The organism is Bacillus sp. cl96, from assembly GCF_900100505.1.
Taxonomy (GTDB): domain Bacteria; phylum Bacillota; class Bacilli; order Bacillales; family Bacillaceae_G; genus Bacillus_A; species Bacillus_A cereus.
Genome location: NZ_FNDM01000006.1, coordinates 90,784 through 108,682 on the forward strand (window position 1 = coordinate 90,784; position 17,899 = coordinate 108,682).

Here is a 17,899-nt window from a genome sequence, read left to right on the forward strand (position 1 = left end):
TTACTCACCACATTCCTCTACTTTTTCCAATGAGAAGAAAATGCTTGTGCCTTTACCAAGCTCGCTTTCCGCCCAAATTTTCCCGCCATGTTCTTCAACAATTTGCTTCGCTATTGCTAAACCAAGTCCACTTCCACCTGTGCTAGAATTCCGCGATTGTTCTGCACGATAAAAACGTTCAAAGATATAAGGTAGCGTATCAGATTCTATACCTGATCCATTGTCCATCACTTTCACAATAACTTTATTATTATTACTCGATACTGTTACAGTAATTTTCTTCTCTTCTTTATCCATGTATTTCACACTATTATGAATTAAATTTGATATAACTCTATTTATCTTTTCGCAATCAGCCGTTACATATAGTGGTGATGCATGTAATTGCAAGTTAACTTCTATACCTTCTTTACTTAAATCCATTTGCATCTCTTCGATTAACTCTTGCATAAACATATTTAATTCAACCGTTTCAAACTGAAAGGGAACTCGATTCAAATCGAGCTTCGAAAACAAAAAGAGTTCATCAATGAGTGTGTCCATATGTTTTGCCTTCGTATGGATAGTTGTTAAATACTTATCCATTTTTTCTGGCGTATTTGCTACTCCGTCCTTTATTCCTTCTACATATCCGATAATTGATGTAATCGGTGTTTTTAAATCATGAGAGATGTTTGAAATAAGCTCTTTTCGATTTTCTTCATACTGTGTTTGCATCTCTATCGATTCTTTTAATCTCTTCCTCATTTCCTCAAATCCTTGATTTAATTGCCCTATTTCATCGTGTGATGTAACTGGTATTTGAAAATCTAAATTTCCTTCTTTAATTTTCTCCGTTGCGCCTTTCAATACAAAAATTGGTTTTATTACACTTCTTGAAACGAGGTAACTTAATAATCCAATGAGTAAAATGGCTAGTAGTAAGAGAGATACAAATAAGATTGGAAATAATTTTTGTGTAAGATCTACAAATGAACTTTGCTTTTTTAATACAAATATACTTCCCTCTTCTTCCTGAGGAAAATAAAAATCAAACTTTACATATCGATAAAATGTATCGCCTAGTTCCGTTGTACCACGACTATTAATATTTGCTGATTCAAATTTCGGAAGGGCTTCTTTTAAAGATACACTTTCAAATACGTTTGAAGCATATGAAAGTGTTTCTCCTTTTCTTACTACTATTTTCACACCCTCTTTTTCTATTGCTGAGACAAACGACTCATCTAACAATTGAGATTGATGCTGTTTAGCTGCTGACTTCAACTCAAGATAGGCATTCTCTTCTTCTGGTGTAAGCGGCTTTTGAATGTAAGAACTTTTATAGAAATTTTTCACTGCTTCCAAGTCACCTGTTATCGAAAAAACGATTAAAAATCCCGCGACTAATATAAGCGTAATGGAAACGAGGATAACAGCAATATAAGAAAATAAAAACCTTGTTTTAATAGACATATCTTAAATCCTCACTTTACCCCGCATTAACGGGCAGTAAGATCCCCACCTCAAAATTCAGAGAAAGCAAAGAAGTTAAGTGGGGGATCAACTGCCCATAAAAGCCCGATTGGTTCAACTAATAATCAGTGGGGGATGAACAAAACCCCCACTGATTAAAGTTTCACTTTATCAAACCTTATTATTTATAAGCATAAAAATATATGTTCAATTACTCAAGCGATTTTATAGTAATTTTAGCGTCAGTTTATAAAAATTTAATGTTCCTATTTTACAGTTGAAATTAGGAGGTTGAAATTCCATGTTCAAAAAAACATTCAGTATGATATGTTGCGTAATTTTTTTACAAGGATGCTCGCAAGAACAAGAAGTAAAAAAGGAGATGGCAAACATGGAGACTGCACTACTAGCAGCTACTGAAAAAAATGAAACGAATACTGTTATATCTTTACTAAAACAAGGCGCAAATATAAATGCGACGGATAGTCAAGGACGCACTCCGCTTATGATTGCTACATACAAAAATGATGTAAAAACCGCAAAGGCGCTTATCAAAGCCGGTGCTGACGTAAATATTCAAGATGACATGAAAAATAATCCCTTTCTATACGCCGGTGCGGAAGGTTACTTAGACATTTTAAAACTAACAATTGATGCTGGTGCAGATCCTACGATTACAAATCGTTACGGCGGAACAGCTCTTATCCCAGCTTCAGAACATGGCTATATTGACGTCATAAAAGAACTCCTCACTCGAACAAATATTGATGTAAATCATGTAAATAACCTGGGATGGACAGCTTTAATGGAAGCCATCGTACTAAGTAACGGAAACGAAACACAGCAACAAGTCATTCGCCTTCTTATTGAGCACGGCGGAGATGTAAACATTCCAGACAATGATGGTGTTACCCCGCTAGAGCATGCTCGCGCTCATCACTTTGAGGAGATAGAGAAGATTTTGTTAGAAGGCCGTAAGTAAAAAGCTAATTTTTGCCTTCCTCCCCCACCCTATGCTACATTTAAGCCGTTACATTAATATTAATAGGGTGGGAATAAACATGAACAAACCTAAAATTGGGATGATTGGACTTGGAAGTATTGCGCAAAAGGCCTATCTTCCAACACTTACAAAAGAAACTGATTGGAATTTTGTAGGGGCGTTTACACCTAACGCAGAGAAAAGAAAACAAGTTTGCCAGCAATACCGAATTCAAGACTTTCATTCTATTGAAATGTTAGCTTCGGAATGCGATGCAATCTTCGTTCATAGTTCAACTGCATCGCATTATGAAATCGTTTCTGAACTTCTAAAAAAAGGGATCGACGTTTATGTTGATAAACCGCTAGCAGCTACAGTGGAACAAGCTGAGCAACTAGTCGAGTTAAGCGAGAAGTATAACCGAAAATTAATGGTCGGATTTAATCGCAGATTCGTTCCTATGTATGTCGCTGCCAAAGAACAGGCTAATGATATTTCATGGATTCGAATTGAAAAGCATCGTACAAATAAAGTCGGGCCATATACGTACGACTTCACTATGTTAGATGATTATTTACACATTGTAGATACCGCTCGCTGGTTAGCTAATGATGACCTTAACGCCGTTCACAATATGATGCAAATCAATGAAAAGAATGAACTTCTTTACGGACATCATACATATACAACTCCAAGTGGACTGTTACTTTCTACTGCAATGCATCGCCATGCCGGTACAAATTTAGAACAAATTGAACTTGTAACGCCAGGGAAAATCATTCGCGTAAAAAATATGAATACATTTGAAATTGAACAGGAAAACTCAGTTTCACAAAGTGGTTCCCCATCATGGGATACGACGTTAAAACAACGTGGTTTTGAAGATGCTGTTCATCATTTTATTGAGTGTGTACAAGGCGATACAAAGCCCGTTGTAGATGGATTAGAAGGATTAAAAACGCAGCAAATGCTACAATCTTTACTAGATGATGTAAACAAAAATTAAAACGGATACATTTTTCAGAATTTACTTTCATTCCCATTCCCTCTTTATTTCTCTCGTGAATTTCTATAGAATATGTTGATAGGAATTATAAATTTCATAATGAATCGTGGAAAGGATGGGATTAACACATGTGGAACGAGTTTAAAAAATTCGCTTTCAAAGGGAATGTAATCGATTTAGCTGTCGGGGTTGTAATCGGTGCTGCATTCGGTAAAATCGTTAGTTCTTTAGTAAAAGATATCATCACACCATTACTTGGTATGGTATTAGGTGGCGTTGACTTTACAGATTTAAAAATTACATTCGGTAAATCATCTATTATGTATGGTAACTTCATCCAAACTATTTTTGATTTCTTAATTATTGCAGCTGCTATCTTTATGTTTGTTAAAGTTTTCAACAAACTAACATCTAAAAGAGAAGAAGAAAAAGAGGAAGAACTTCCAGAACCAACAAAAGAAGAAGAACTTCTTGGCGAAATTCGCGACTTACTAAAACAGCAAAACTCTTCTAAAGATAGAGCATAATTGAACGGATAAAAAGGCATGTCCCCTCGGGACATGCCTTTTCTATATGCTATAACGTTTCCGAATTCATATGAATAAATAAAATAATACCAGCAACCATAAGTACCATAATGCTACCTGCAAATAGTGTAATACCAATAAACATTAAACTTGTGCTCATATCTACTGATACACTTTCAATAAAAATAGAAATTACATACGTGATAAGGGCAATTCCTGCAAGAATACTTCCTGGAACAAATCGCTTTAAACCATTTTGTTTTAACGTCATATATGCAAAAATAGCAGTCATACAAAGCGTAATTATCCAAAGAACGATCATCTCTTTTCCCCCCTCACAAGCCTTTTCTTTCTATTATACATGACATTGCCCTATAATAGTTAAATTTGCACTTATGTGACATATAACAAGGAATAGCCCCATCTATAGCGAAGGCATTATAACATACACTTATACAATAAGGAGGCTTTCATTTGGAATATACTACTACATATAAATTAGAGCTATCCGAACGATTCGATTATGTTACGATTGACTTAGACAAACAGTTTTTTTACATCGAAGTTGTAAATTTACAAAGTAATATAACTGTACTAAAAATATCAATTAACTTGCAAAAAGACGAAATGGTAAATGCAGTCGTACAAAAATACTATCCTGAATACGAATAAAAGCTCACAGCAATCGCTGTGAGCTTTTTTATACTTACTTCGTTGAATCTCTAAATTGGATACGGTGAGGTAAGATAACAGTGTGATCTTCCACTTTTTCTTTGTTCATATACTTTGTTAATAGACGCATTGCTACTGCACCGATATCATACATCGGTTGAACAACTGTTGAAAGCTGCGGACGAACCATTAATGCAAGGCGTGTATTATCGAAACCAAGTACTTCTACGTCAGTTGGTACGTTTAATCCAGCGTCTTGTGCTGCATGGATTACACCTAGTGCCATTTCATCAGAAGATACGAAGATTGCTGTTGGCTTTTCATCATTGCTCCAAAGCTTTTCGAATGCTTCGATACCTGAGTCATATGTGTAATCTCCATCGATTACAAGATTTTCATCATATGAAATACCTGCTTCTTCTAAAGCTTTTTTATAACCTTGTAACTTCTTCGCGCTTCCCGCTTTATCAATGAAAGGACCAGAGACGAAACCGATACGTTTATGTCCTTGCTCGATAAAGTGCTTCATTGCATCATAAGCTGCTTGTGTATAATCAATATTTACTGATGGCGTTTCATTTTGCTCATCAAATGATGCTGCTAATACAATTGGTACTGGAGATTTTTTAAATTCTTCAATGTGAATGTCTGTAATATCTTCACCCATGAAAACAATTCCGTCCACTTGTTTTCCAAGCATCGTATTTAATAAATGGAACTCTTTCTCTTTGTTTTGGTCAGAGTTACTTAAAATGATGTTATATTTGTACATTGTTGCGATATCTTCAATTCCACGAGCTAGTTCTGCATAAAACGTATTTGAGATATCAGGAATAATAACACCTACTGTAGTTGTCTTCTTACTTGCTAGTCCACGTGCTACCGCATTTGGGCGGTATCCTAAACGATCAATTGCTTCTAATACTTTCTTTCTTGTTGTAGGCTTTACATTTGGGTTACCGTTCACAACGCGTGATACGGTAGCCATTGAAACGTTCGCTTCACGCGCTACATCATATATTGTTACGTTCATCTCATCGCACACTCCTTCTATTTTTGTTATCTATTTTTATGTATCGGTTACTTGAATGAAAAAAAGACATCAACTCTATTTGCAGATGCCACCAATCGTCCCGAGTTCTTCCTTTTACTAATGATACGATAAAAACGCAGGCTCATACAATATTTTCCCGCAAAAGTTTCGAAAAAATTCGCTTCTTTTCTCGTATTTTCGTATTTTTTATGAAAAAAGGGCATTTTTTGTAAAAAAATAGATGTTTCCTTAGTAGAAATCTTATTTTAAGCAGTACGATAGTAAATGAAATTTATATCGGCGATTTTTCGAATATATCGACTGTAACTCGAAATATATCAGCGATTTTCCAAATATATCGACCGCAACTCTAATTATATCAGCGATTTTTTAAATATATCAACTTACCAACAAAAATCGACAATGACAGTCGCTATCCAATAGGAGAAAGCTGTTCCAAAATGCCTTTTTGGAACAGCTCATTAAAAGTTTTTATAATTTACTTCCAAATGATTTTAATTCATTCATAAAATCATTGAACTGCGGTATATTCATTTGTTGCGCTGCATCAGATAAAGCTACAGCTGGATCTGGATGTACTTCAGCCATAATTGCGTCTGCACCAATTGCCATCGCTGCTTTTGCAGTTGGTAAGAGAAGGTCACGTCGCCCTGTAGAATGCGTTACATCGACAACGACAGGTAAATGTGTTTCTTTCTTTAAAATCGGCACAGCGGAAATATCAAGCGTATTACGCGTCGCTCTTTCATACGTGCGAATACCTCGTTCACATAAAATAATGTTCCCATTTCCCTTTGCCATAATATATTCTGCCGCATTAATGAATTCTTCAATCGTTGCTGATAGACCACGTTTTAATAATACTGGTTTATTCACAGCACCAGCTGCCCTTAGCAAATCAAAATTTTGCATATTGCGAGCACCAATTTGAATAACATCAACGTAATCTAATGACATCTCAATATCATTCGGATTTAAAATTTCACTAATGACAGCCAAACCATATTCATCTGCTACCTGGCGCAAAATTTGTAATCCCTCTAATCCAAGACCTTGAAAATCATACGGTGAAGTACGTGGTTTAAACGCACCACCACGCATTAATTTCAGACCTTGCCCTTTCATTGCTTCAGCAACTTGACGTACTTGTTCATAACTTTCCACTGCACACGGTCCCATAATAAAATGCTGATTTCCGTCACCAATTTTTTCACCATTAATTTCAACAATCGTATCTTCTGTTTTTTTCTTACGAGAAACAAGTAATGCTTTACGATGATCGTCTTCTTGTAATTCTAAACCAGCTTGAAAAATTTGTTTGAAAATATGTTGTAAAGTCGAAGTTTCAAATGGACCATTATTATTCTCTGCAATTAAATCCAGCATATTTCTTTCACGTACAGGATCAAAACGTTTCACACCTTGTACTTCTTTTAAATTACCAACTTCTTGTACGAGACGACCTCTTTCGTTTAGTAACTCTAATATTTGTAAATTAAGTTGATCAATTTCAGAACGTAAACGACCTAATTGTTGTGATGCCATAAGAAAGCCACCTCTTTCAAATTCCTATATGTTACTTTTTTAAGATAATTTATTATAGCTGATACATATACGATTGTCACACGATATACAGCAAGGAATTACTATCAAAAAACATTATATATTTTCATTTAAAATAAAAAAAAGACAGTTTACATACTGTCTTTTTTTACAAGAAGGAAACAAACGGTTTATCACTGTTTTTCTCTTTTATAATAACGGCCTCAATTTTACTCTCGGACTTGATCTGTAATTGTACTTTCGCATCTTTAGGCAATTTGTCTAACATGCCTTGAGCAGCCAATTGGGTAAGAGCCATTAATTCTGTTTTACCGTTATATTTAATAACAATATTCATATTTAATGTATCCATTTGATCTTTCTTATAAGAAACTTTAGCGTTGACTGGAATAAAATCTCCATTAGAAAAACCTTTTATTTCCTTAGCAAAGTTATTTATTTTTGTATTATCTTCTCCATGTGCTTGTGTAAATTCATCAGAAGGATATGAATACGACTTTTCATCGATCGTACTCCAATTTCCAAGGTTCGTATCATTCTTTTGAACAGTAGCACTAGCAATATACGTACCATTTTTTAAAGAACTTGTACTTTCTTGCTTAAAGATAGCAAACGTAATTGGAGATTTGTTATATTTATCATTTTTGTTAATAGCTTCAATAAGTTGTTTAGCAACTTCAGTCCCTTTAGACATAGCCTCTTCATTCGATACACTTGAAGACATAGCTAAGCCAATCATAACACCAGATAAACTTAATTCATTTGAATTCTGTTTTCCGAAATAATCTTGTTCTATAATATTTGTCAAAACTGGCGCTTCTACTTTCGCAACTAGTTCATCAATTAGTTTCTCTGGAATATACTGGTTTAATTGCAGTACGTGACTCTCTGTATCAAATTGCTGCGTTGCAATATTTATTAAACCATTTTCATACTCTGCTAAATCTAATTTAGAATTTGTTTTTATATTAGCTGTATTAATAACCTTTTGTTCTTTTAAAGGAATAACAGTTCTATAATAATCTTTAGAAACAGCAGTTCTCGGAATCATACTTTTTTCTTTTGTATCTTTTTGTATAACTTCATCCTTCTTACTAATCGTATTACTATTGTTACTACAAGCTCCCAGTAATAAACTTACGACTGCGAAGGATAATGCCATTTTCTTCATTACTTAAAACCTACTTTCAACAATCTAGTTATTTAGTTTGAACTATTAATAGTGTACCACTAAATATATTTCAACAAAAACAAAAAAAAAGAAGCAAGCACCTTTAGCTTGCTTCTTTTTACTTTATATTCTCTTCTAAAGCATCTTTTTTAATATTCCAATGAGATGTATTCCATACTACCATCCCATCTTTTATGTATAACACTTGCGGTGATTCATGTCTAATACTGTATTGTTCTGCAACACGATTTGACACATCTCTCGCATCTTGTACGTATAAGTAATACGCTGGTACTTCTCTTTCTTCGCTGCAATACGCTTGAAATTCTGTGTATGCACCGTGACTAATTGGGCATGTCGTACTGTGTTTAAAAAGAACATACGGCTCGTTCTTTTCTACTAAGACTTCAAGCTCTTCAATTGTTTCAAGTTTTGTCATATTCATCACGATTCACCTCTCATACGAAATCTAGAGCGTTTCTCTTTCTTTTCAGCTTTTTTCTCAATTCTTTCTAATTTACGCTCTTCTTTTTCAACTTTCTTCTCTTGTCTCGACGCACGGTAATGATTGTATACTTCAATCGCCGCACTGCTCCACTGTACAACTTGCGCTACTTTATCAGCGTTATTTTCAATTTCGTCCGTTACAGAGTCTGATACATTACGAAGCTTCGTATTTAAAGATTGGATTGTCGTTCCAATCCCATCTACACCCGCTACCACTTTATTTAATGACTGTGACTTCTGTTGAATATCATCAGCTAACGCATTCGTTTTATGTAATAATTGCTCTGTCTCTACGCTAATTCCTTGCATTTGTTTTTCTAAACCTTCTAACGTGCTTGCAACGTTTTCTAACGTCTTCTGAACCGATAACAACGTTCTACATACATACACTACTAATACTGCGAAAGCAACCGCGATAATAGCCGCACTTACATATAAAAGAACTTGCATTTCATCACTTCCTTTATCTTTTTCATACTTTCCCCTATTATACAATCATTTTCCGTTTCATTCTAATCCCTATCTCATCATTAGAATTTTCATACTTATTCGTTAACTGTAACATAAATCATTCAACAAATTCCACTAAGTAGGTTACAATAGGAGAGGATACATAATTAGTAGGGAGGCTTTACATATGAAAGATCCACGTATTGAAAAGTTAGCATACAATTTAATTAACTACTCTATCCGCTTACAAAAAGGTGAAAAAGTATTAATTGAAAACTTTGGCTTACAAAAAGAACTTGTAACTGCACTTGTAAAAGAAGCATATGCAGCTGGTGGTTTCCCATTCGTCTCTTTAAAAGATCATCAAGTAGATCGCTCTTTATTAATGGGTGCTACTGAAGAACATTTCGAACAAATCGCTGCATATGAAGCAAGCGTAATGAAAGACATGGACGCTTATATCGGCCTTCGCTCTGGCGATAATATTAATGAACAAGCTGACGTTCCAAGTGAGCGTATGAAAGTTCATGGCCAAACAGTTGGTAAAAAAGTTCATAGAGACATTCGCGTTCCAAAAACACGCTGGGTTGTTCTTCGCTACCCAAATGCTTCTATGGCACAGCTTGCTAAAATGAGTACAGAAGCTTTCGAAGACTTCTACTTTGAAGTATGTAACTTAGACTACGGTAAAATGGATAAGGCGATGGACAGCCTTGTTACATTAATGAATAAAACAGATAAAGTTCGTTTAACTGGTCCTGGAACTGACTTAACATTCTCTATTAAAGACATCCCAGCAATTAAATGCTCCGGTCATTTAAACATTCCAGACGGTGAAGTATACTCTGCACCAGTTCGTGATTCTGTTAACGGTACAGTTTCTTACAACACACCATCTCCTTACAACGGTTATACATTTGAAAATGTACAACTTAAGTTCGAGAACGGCCAAATCGTTGAAGCAACTGCAAACGATTCAGAACGCATTAACAAAATCTTCGATACAGACGAAGGCGCACGCTACGTTGGTGAGTTCGCAATCGGCGTAAACCCATACATCTTACATCCAATGGGAGACATCCTATTCGATGAAAAAATCGATGGCAGCTTCCACTTCACTCCTGGACAAGCTTACGACGATGCATGGAACGGTAACAACTCGAACATCCATTGGGACTTAGTATGCATCCAACGCCCTGAATACGGCGGCGGCGAAATTTACTTCGACGACGTACTAATCCGTAAAGACGGACGCTTCGTTGTAGCTGAATTAGAAGCTTTAAATCCAGAGAACTTAAAATAATAATAAAAACGCTCGGGATTTTTCCGAGCGTTTTTTTTATTAATACTTTAATAACTCTTTCGCCACATCTTCTGGCACTTTAAAACTCATTTTCTTATTTTTCATTTCAACTTCGACATAAGGGACATCTTTATATACTGTCATCGTACCAATTTCATGTAACTCTTTTTTATCTTTACTCGAATCCAATAATTTCGGTGTATCCTCTTGATACATTGTAAATGTTTTCCCTTGCGGAGTATCTAAAGGAGCCGATTGCATTTTCCACTTATCCATTTTCATGACTTCAAACAGCTTTTCAATTTTTTTCTTATCGGTAATTACTTTTTTCTCACTTGAATCAGTAAGTGATTCAATTTCAACTTTTTGTGCCTTTTCTAAGTTCATATCAGCCTTTTCCTTCTTCGCACTACACCCTATTAAAAGAAAGGATGCAGTTAACAGAAGTAAAAATAACATAAGGGCTTTTTTCATTTCTAATCCCCCTAACTACATAGTGCTACTTTTCTCACTTTTTGTTTGCCGAAAATGAAAATAATATAAAAGCGCCACTGCAATAGTACTTATTAATATTGGTATATATAAGGGCAAATCCCATTTCATATATACTCTAGTGCAAATAGCAAGCACCAGTAATATTTCTAAGCAAAACAAAGGTTTTACATATTTCATTTCTTACCCACCATTTCTATTTTCACATGTGGATTTTCTTTTTCGATAAGCGCCAAAAATTCATTCATATCTTGCGGCATCGCAACCATATGTACTTTATATGCATTCGTCGTAATTTCAAGAGACTTTCCGACCTGACGTATAATTCTCACATCTTTTAATACAATATCATCATTTAAAATACCGTACTTTAATACGCCATTTTCTACTTTATGTTTTTTAATAAATACTTCCCAAACGAGTGGTACATTTACAATGAAGCATAACCCCATCCCAATCAACGCTGACATCCAATGCGCTTTATTAGTGAAAAGCATGACAATTGGATATATAAACATAAAAACTAACGTAAGGCAAACGAAAATGACTACTGACTTACTTCTTTGAATTGGAAAGTTCATACCTACACCCCCTAATCCAAATTATACCACTATTTCCATTTTAGTTCATAGAAAAAGGCCATTTCTAAATGACCTTTTACACAATGTACCTATAAAATTTCTTATCTACCTGTAGCACCGGAAAGTTTTTCGGCAACTCGTCTATACTCACACTTTGAAAACCATTCTTTTCATAAAAGCGATGCGCCGCTAAAAATTTTACTGTTGTTCCTAAGTAAATATCTTTCAATTTTTTATCCTCAGCCCATGAAATTGCTGTTTGAAGCAACATATGTGATGCGCCCCATTCTTTTCCGCGAAACTCTTTTTGTACGAACATTTTTCTTAGCGCTACTTGATGATTCTCAATATCTAATAAAGCTACTGTTCCAACTACTTTACCATCATAAATTGCTACCCAAAAGTTTCCGTGATCCTTTTGATAGAATGTTTCTATTTCAAGTAAATCAGGTTGCTCTTCTTTCGTAATTGAAACATTATACTCTTTTTGCTGAATATGAACGATAAGATCTACTACTTCCTCTTGAAACGTACTTTCATATGGAACAATACGAATCTTCTCGTTCATCGAATCTCTTTCCATTCTGAAGCTAGTAAACTATATACAGCGATATCATGAAAATGATCATATAGCCATTCTTCATCTCGTAAAATACCATCTAACTTAAATCCTAAACGTTCTGGAATTGCGCGGCTTTTCGCATTTCCAACACCGCACCGAATTTCAATTTTATTCAGCTTTAAATTTTCAAATGCATAGTGAAGTACAGCCTTTACGCTACGCGTCATAATACCTTTCCCGCCAGCATCTTCTGCAAGATAATACCCAAGACTCGTCGCTTTCTTCCCCCAGCTCACTGGATGAATGCCTACCATCCCAACGAGCTTTCCTTTGTAACGTATACCACTTTGAAAACCGTCTCCCTCTGCAAACTTCTTTAACCACATCGGAAAAATTTCATCATAAGCATCAGCAGATTTTGTCCCATCTACCCAAGGGAGCCATTTCCGTAAATGATTACGGTTTTGATCTAATAATTGATATAATTCCTCTTTATGATGTTTTTCTAGTAATTGTAGTTCGATTTCGTCATCTACTCGGAGTGTGAACATGTTTTTTAGTCCCCTTTTTAGTTTTCTTATTATTCTAACATTTATATTTCAAAACGCGTACCAATATATCAACGATTTTTGAAACATATCGAACACAACTCCATATATATCGACGTTTCAACATTAATGCACAACCACGACAACATAAAAAAGACGCACAGCCAAGCTATGCGTCTTTTCTATTATTTCTCTGCAACTTGAACTTCTTTTACGTAAGCCGCTTCGAATTTTTGGATGTCACCTGCGCCCATGAAAATTAGAACGCCGTTTTTATGTTTCTTTAATACATCCGTTGTTGTATCTGTAATTAATTCTGCACCGTCAATACGCTTTTGCAGATCTTCGATTGTTAATTCACCTTTGTTTTCACGTGCTGATCCGAAAATATCACATAAGTATACTTGGTCAGCTTTGCTTAGGCTTTCTGCGAACTCATCTAAGAACTTTTCTGTACGTGAGAATGTATGTGGCTGGAATACAGCGACAATTTCACGCTCTGGATGTTTTTGACGAGCAGCTTCAATCGTTGCATTAATCTCTGTCGGATGGTGTGCGTAGTCATCGATGATTACTTGCTCTCCCATCGGCTTTTCATTAAAGCGACGTTTTACGCCTTCAAAAGTTGTTAATTGATGTTTTACTGCTTCTACATCAACATTTTCATAATGGCAAAGCGCGATTACTGCTAACGCATTTAATACGCTGTGATTGCCGTATCCTGTAATTTTGAACGTATCATAGTACGTGTTACGAACGAATACATCAAATATCGTACCATCTGTTCTCTTTTGAATGTTGCGTGCTTGGAAATCATTATCTTCTCCAAATCCATAGAAAATAACAGGTACTTTCGCTTGAATTTTTTGAAGTTCTTCATCATCTCCACATGCAATAATGCCTTTTTTCACTTGCAATGCCATCTCTTGGAATGCACTGAATACATCATTGATGTCTGCAAAATAATCTGGATGATCAAAATCAATATTCGTCATAATTGCATAGTCTGGATTATAAGACAAGAAATGACGACGATACTCACAAGCTTCAAATACAAAATACTTACTATTTTCTACCCCATGCCCTGTTCCATCTCCAATAAGGTAAGATGTTGGGTGTGCACCTTGCATTACATGGGCTAACAAACCTGTTGTTGATGTTTTTCCGTGTGCACCAGTTACAGCAACACTTGTGTATTGGCTCATCAGGTCACCTAAGAAATGATGGTAACGATGGACTGGGATGTTTAATTCTTTTGCTGCTACGATTTCTTCATGCGTATCAGGAAATGCATTTCCTGCAATAATCACTTGTCCTTCTTCTACATTATTCTTATCAAAAGGAAGGATCGAGATACTACGCTTTTCCAACGCTGTTTGTGTAAAGAAACGCTTTTCATAATCAGACCCTTGAACAGTATGCTTCATATCATGAAGAATTTGCGCTAATGAACTCATTCCTGTTCCTTTAATTCCTACAAAATGGTAAACTGTCATCTTAAAGAACCTCCAACATTTCGAACTAATACAACGGCCTATCTATAAGACAGTATATGAATCTTTTCTTATTTTGGTAATCATCATACATTTTTGATGTAGTGAAGTTATTCTTTCCCTTCACTTATCAGGATAAACTCGTACGTACTTCTTTATATGTCCATAATAAGTCCATTATAGCAAAAAAGAAGCCGCTATACTATGATAACAGAAAAACTGATAGGGTCAATCACCTATCAGTTTTTCTCTCTTTTACATCTCTTCTCTTTTTTCTAATTGAACACGCTCTAAACGTGGGTTTGGACGATATTTACGACCAGCTTTTGCTTCTGGTTTCCCATTTAGTTCTACATTATCACCAGTAAAGCCAATATTCATTTTTAATAAGCTACTTCCTACCCCGTATATGTCAACAGGTACGTTTTGAGCTTCAAATTCACGAATACGCTTCTCATCAAATCCACCAGTTACAACGATGTCTACATGCTGGAATCCTTCTTCATCAAGTGCTTTACGAAGTGCGAATACAAGCGATGGGTTTACACCACGTGGATCGAATGTTCCAAGTACTTCTGGGTGGCGAATAAAGTATTGATCAATCATCGTGCGGGACGTATCTACACGTACACCTTTTAATGTTGATCCAAATTCACGCGCTACGCGAAGTGCATCTGTAATGACATCATTGTTGTAATCAATTAATACAACTAATTCATCTTCTGGGAATTTCTTATGATATGCTTTTGCCGCTTCCACAACATCACCATTAAACATTTGAATTAATGCGTGAGGCATCGTCCCCATACCACTTTTGCCCCACCATTCATTCATCGCATGCGTCGCTTGTGCGCTCATACCTCCGATGTATGCTGCATAACCGTCACCAGCTTGTTGTGTATAATGATCATCACGATCTCCCATGAAAATAACTGGTTTTTCTTTATCTACGCTACGCGCAGCTTGGACAACGTTATATACGTTTGTCGCAACCGATGTACGACGAGCTAAAATCCCATCAATGACACCTTCTAAAAATCCGAAATTTTCATAAGGACCATGAATTGTTAACACTGTTTCAAATGGACTAATTTTATCGCCATCTTTTAAAGAGTTAATTTCAAGTTCCTCAGGATTTTTAGCGAATGTTTGTAGCAATGCAATTACTTCATCCGTTCCGCAAAGAACTGCATTTTCCTTTTGGAAAAATTGCATCGTTACAACACTTTTCGGGCGAAATTCTTCGATGATTTCTCTGGTCTTTAAAAAGTAAACGGCAGAGAACCAACCTTCTCCAACACGTTCGTCAAATTTAAATGTTTTATTTGTTAGTCTATTTATTTCACCTTTTAATTTTAATTCAATTTCTTTCATGTCGCTTTACTCCCTACTTTACTATCCAACATTTTCTCTTAGTATACAGCAAAACCGTTTACTATACATTTGTTTCCTGCATAGCGGCAAATTCATCCTCAGAAATAAGGACATCTCTCGGTTTCGTTCCTCTACCTTCAGAAATAATTCCTTGCGATTCCATCTCTTCAATGAGACGTGCCGCGCGATTATAACCGATGCGGAATTTTCGCTGTACAGAAGATGTGGACGCTCCCCCTTGTTCTACAACAAATTGACATGCATCAAGGAACAATTCGTCTTCCGACTCAGCTTGTTCTGTTTTCGCTAATAAATCCTCTTGCTTAAATAAGTAATTCGGCTTCATTTGCTTTTTCACATGATCAACTGTTTTTTCAATCTCATCATCCGATACATATACACCTTGTACACGAACTGGTTTAGATGTACCGTTCCCTAAGAATAACATATCACCACGGCCAAGTAATTTCTCCGCGCCCCCAATATCAATAATCGTACGCGAATCAACTTGAGATGATACAGTAAACGCAATACGCGTTGGAATGTTTGACTTAATTAAACCTGTAATAACATCTACAGATGGACGCTGCGTCGCTACTAATAAATGAATACCACAAGCACGTGCTTTTTGCGCAATACGACAAATCGCTTCCTCAACATCACCAGGTGCTACCATCATTAAATCGGCTAACTCGTCAATGACAATAACGATATAAGGTAATGTCTCTCCTGGAATTTCTCGCTCACTTACAATCGTATTGTAGCGAGTTAAATCACGAGCACCTGCGTGTGCAAACAATTCATAACGGCGTTCCATTTCCTCAACTGCCCATTTTAATGCAGCTGTCGCTGCTTTTACATCCGTAATAACAGGTGCTACAAGATGCGGAACAGAATTGTATGGTGCAAGCTCAACCATCTTCGGATCAATTAACATTAACTTCACTTCATGTGGTTTCGCTTTATATAAAATACTCGTTAAAATCGCGTTAATACACACACTTTTACCTGAACCCGTTGCACCCGCAATAAGTCCGTGCGGCATTTTTCGAATATCCGTTACAATTGGGTCCCCTGAAATATCAAGTCCAAGCGCAACAGTAAGCGGTGATTCACTCTTTGTGAATACAGGACTTCTTAATATTTCGCGAAGAAATACTGGCTTGCTTTCTTTATTTGGAACTTCAATTCCAATTGCACTCTTCCCTGGAATCGGCGCTTCAATACGAATATCTTTCGCAGCTAAACTTAACTTAATATCATCACTTAAGTTTGTAATTTTATTTACTTTCACACCTGGGTCTGGCTGTACTTCAAAACGAGTTACCGCTGGCCCTTGCGATACATTAATAACATGTGCGCCAACGTGAAAATTATTAAACGTTGTATCTAATAATTCTTTCTGCTCCTCTAACCATTCTGTATTATCTAACGCTGATTGCTGTGGAATCGACAACAGCGCTAATGGTGGAACAGTATATGTCGGTGGTGTATGCAATACATTTCGCATATCGTTCTCTCTTTGATTTACAACATATGCTTTCTCTTGTACTTCCGTACTTGAAATTGGCTTTTGTACTTGCTCTACCACTACTTGCTGCATTGGTTGCTCTTCCACTTGTGGTTCTGCTACTTGCTGCACTGGGCGCTCTTCCACTTGTGGTTCTACTACTTGCTGCACTGGGCGCTCTTCCACTTGTGGTTCTGCTACCACCTGCTGCACTGGGCGCTCTTCCACTTGTGGTTCTACTACCACCTGCTGCACTGGACGTTCTTCCACTTGTGGTTCTACTACCACCTGCTGCATTGGGTTTTCTTCCACTTGTGGTTCTGCTACTACTTGCTGCACTGGGCGTTCTTCCACTTGTGGTTCTGCTACCTCTTGTTGTACTGGCTTATTCTCTACTCGTACATTAGCAGAAGGCTGCATTGCATTTGCTCTAGCTGCATGTCTTTCCATTAATCGTGTTCTATCTTGTTTCAACATAACAACATTAAATGGTACATGGCGCTTTTTCTCACGTTTTGGTTCTTCTTTTTGTACAACTGGTTGCTCTTCTGCGATTGGTGTTTCTTCTACAACTCGTTGCTCTTCTACGACTGGCGCTTCTTCTACAACTCGTTGCTCTTCTGCGACCTGTGCTTCTTCTACAACTCGT

20 protein-coding genes are annotated in these 17,899 nt (G+C 36.3%); 5 read left to right on the forward strand and 15 right to left on the reverse strand.

Translation table 11 applies throughout. From position 1 onward, the window contains the following. On the reverse strand, positions 1-1,455 hold the full coding sequence (locus BLT20_RS15200; protein WP_000023870.1) for a sensor histidine kinase: 1,455 nt from the start codon (positions 1,453-1,455) through the stop codon (positions 1-3). 301 nt (positions 1,456-1,756) lie between these two features. On the opposite strand from BLT20_RS15200, the gene BLT20_RS15205 reads away from it, so the two are divergent. The 3 genes from BLT20_RS15205 to mscL all read left to right on the forward strand — a co-directional run bounded on the left by BLT20_RS15205 (position 1,757) and on the right by mscL (position 3,970). Further along, positions 1,757-2,437 carry an ankyrin repeat domain-containing protein gene (locus BLT20_RS15205; RefSeq protein WP_000474106.1) on the forward strand — a complete coding sequence of 227 codons (681 nt, stop codon included), beginning with the start codon at positions 1,757-1,759 and terminating at the stop codon, positions 2,435-2,437. A 79-nt stretch (positions 2,438-2,516) separates the two neighbouring features. Next, positions 2,517-3,443, forward strand: coding sequence for a Gfo/Idh/MocA family protein (locus BLT20_RS15210; RefSeq protein WP_001039693.1), 927 nt, complete (start codon positions 2,517-2,519; stop codon positions 3,441-3,443). 128 nt (positions 3,444-3,571) lie between these two features. Beyond that, a complete protein-coding gene (gene mscL, locus BLT20_RS15215; RefSeq protein WP_000267003.1) occupies positions 3,572-3,970 on the forward strand; it encodes a large-conductance mechanosensitive channel protein MscL in 399 nt (132 codons plus the stop codon). Positions 3,971-4,019: 49 nt separating this feature from the next. Here the strand turns inward: mscL and BLT20_RS15220 are convergent, their stop codons facing one another. Further along, complete coding sequence (locus tag BLT20_RS15220) at positions 4,020-4,292, reverse strand: DUF3917 domain-containing protein (protein WP_000636589.1); 273 nt, start codon at positions 4,290-4,292, stop codon at positions 4,020-4,022. A gap of 152 nt (positions 4,293-4,444) precedes the next feature. Between BLT20_RS15220 and BLT20_RS15225 the strand changes: the two genes are divergently transcribed. Further along, a complete protein-coding gene (locus BLT20_RS15225) occupies positions 4,445-4,642 on the forward strand; it encodes a hypothetical protein (RefSeq protein ID WP_002195827.1) in 198 nt (65 codons plus the stop codon). Positions 4,643-4,676: 34 nt separating this feature from the next. On the opposite strand, the gene ccpA is transcribed toward BLT20_RS15225, so the two are convergent. The 5 genes from ccpA to BLT20_RS15260 all read right to left on the reverse strand — a co-directional run bounded on the left by ccpA (position 4,677) and on the right by BLT20_RS15260 (position 9,387). Next, positions 4,677-5,675, reverse strand: a complete 999-nt coding sequence (ccpA, locus tag BLT20_RS15230; protein WP_001103297.1) for a catabolite control protein A — start codon at positions 5,673-5,675, stop codon at positions 4,677-4,679. 492 nt (positions 5,676-6,167) lie between these two features. Beyond that, the gene (locus BLT20_RS15245) at positions 6,168-7,241 is read right to left on the reverse strand and encodes a bifunctional 3-deoxy-7-phosphoheptulonate synthase/chorismate mutase (protein ID WP_000168210.1); all 1,074 of its coding nucleotides are present in this window, start codon (positions 7,239-7,241) and stop codon (positions 6,168-6,170) included. A gap of 166 nt (positions 7,242-7,407) precedes the next feature. Further along, positions 7,408-8,430 (reverse strand): CamS family sex pheromone protein, encoded by a 1,023-nt coding sequence (locus BLT20_RS15250; protein WP_000738025.1) that lies wholly within the window; start codon positions 8,428-8,430, stop codon positions 7,408-7,410. Positions 8,431-8,548: 118 nt separating this feature from the next. Then, entirely contained in the window at positions 8,549-8,875 is a 327-nt protein-coding gene (ytxJ, locus tag BLT20_RS15255; RefSeq protein WP_001057469.1) for a bacillithiol system redox-active protein YtxJ, read from the reverse strand. After that, positions 8,875-9,387: a DUF948 domain-containing protein gene (locus BLT20_RS15260; protein ID WP_001197720.1), complete on the reverse strand. Its 513-nt coding sequence runs from the start codon at positions 9,385-9,387 to the stop codon at positions 8,875-8,877. The genes ytxJ and BLT20_RS15260 overlap by 1 nt, the downstream gene beginning before the upstream one ends. Positions 9,388-9,574: 187 nt before the next feature. Between BLT20_RS15260 and BLT20_RS15265 the strand changes: the two genes are divergently transcribed. Next, complete coding sequence (locus BLT20_RS15265) at positions 9,575-10,690, forward strand: aminopeptidase (RefSeq protein ID WP_000654727.1); 1,116 nt, start codon at positions 9,575-9,577, stop codon at positions 10,688-10,690. 39 nt (positions 10,691-10,729) lie between these two features. Here BLT20_RS15265 and BLT20_RS15270 read toward each other — a convergent pair whose 3' ends face one another. The 8 genes from BLT20_RS15270 to BLT20_RS15305 all read right to left on the reverse strand — a co-directional run. Next, positions 10,730-11,164, reverse strand: a complete 435-nt coding sequence (locus BLT20_RS15270) for a hypothetical protein (protein WP_000709855.1) — start codon at positions 11,162-11,164, stop codon at positions 10,730-10,732. A gap of 15 nt (positions 11,165-11,179) precedes the next feature. Further along, positions 11,180-11,362 (reverse strand): hypothetical protein, encoded by a 183-nt coding sequence (locus tag BLT20_RS31065; RefSeq protein ID WP_000878356.1) that lies wholly within the window; start codon positions 11,360-11,362, stop codon positions 11,180-11,182. After that, the gene (locus BLT20_RS15280; protein WP_001010641.1) at positions 11,359-11,763 is read right to left on the reverse strand and encodes a PH domain-containing protein; all 405 of its coding nucleotides are present in this window, start codon (positions 11,761-11,763) and stop codon (positions 11,359-11,361) included. The genes BLT20_RS31065 and BLT20_RS15280 overlap by 4 nt, the downstream gene beginning before the upstream one ends. 76 nt (positions 11,764-11,839) lie before the next feature. Then, complete coding sequence (locus tag BLT20_RS15285) at positions 11,840-12,331, reverse strand: GNAT family N-acetyltransferase (RefSeq protein ID WP_001003163.1); 492 nt, start codon at positions 12,329-12,331, stop codon at positions 11,840-11,842. Further along, positions 12,328-12,876: a GNAT family N-acetyltransferase gene (locus BLT20_RS15290; RefSeq protein WP_000494684.1), complete on the reverse strand. Its 549-nt coding sequence runs from the start codon at positions 12,874-12,876 to the stop codon at positions 12,328-12,330. The genes BLT20_RS15285 and BLT20_RS15290 overlap by 4 nt, the downstream gene beginning before the upstream one ends. Before the next feature lie 182 nt (positions 12,877-13,058). After that, positions 13,059-14,369 carry a UDP-N-acetylmuramate--L-alanine ligase gene (gene murC / locus BLT20_RS15295; RefSeq protein WP_000219468.1) on the reverse strand — a complete coding sequence of 437 codons (1,311 nt, stop codon included), beginning with the start codon at positions 14,367-14,369 and terminating at the stop codon, positions 13,059-13,061. A 252-nt stretch (positions 14,370-14,621) separates the two neighbouring features. Beyond that, a complete protein-coding gene (locus BLT20_RS15300) occupies positions 14,622-15,740 on the reverse strand; it encodes a nicotinate phosphoribosyltransferase (RefSeq protein WP_000658370.1) in 1,119 nt (372 codons plus the stop codon). Positions 15,741-15,801: 61 nt separating this feature from the next. Continuing rightward, positions 15,802-17,899: DNA translocase FtsK (locus BLT20_RS15305; protein WP_141770359.1), on the reverse strand; the 2,098-nt coding region annotated here is incomplete at its 5' end.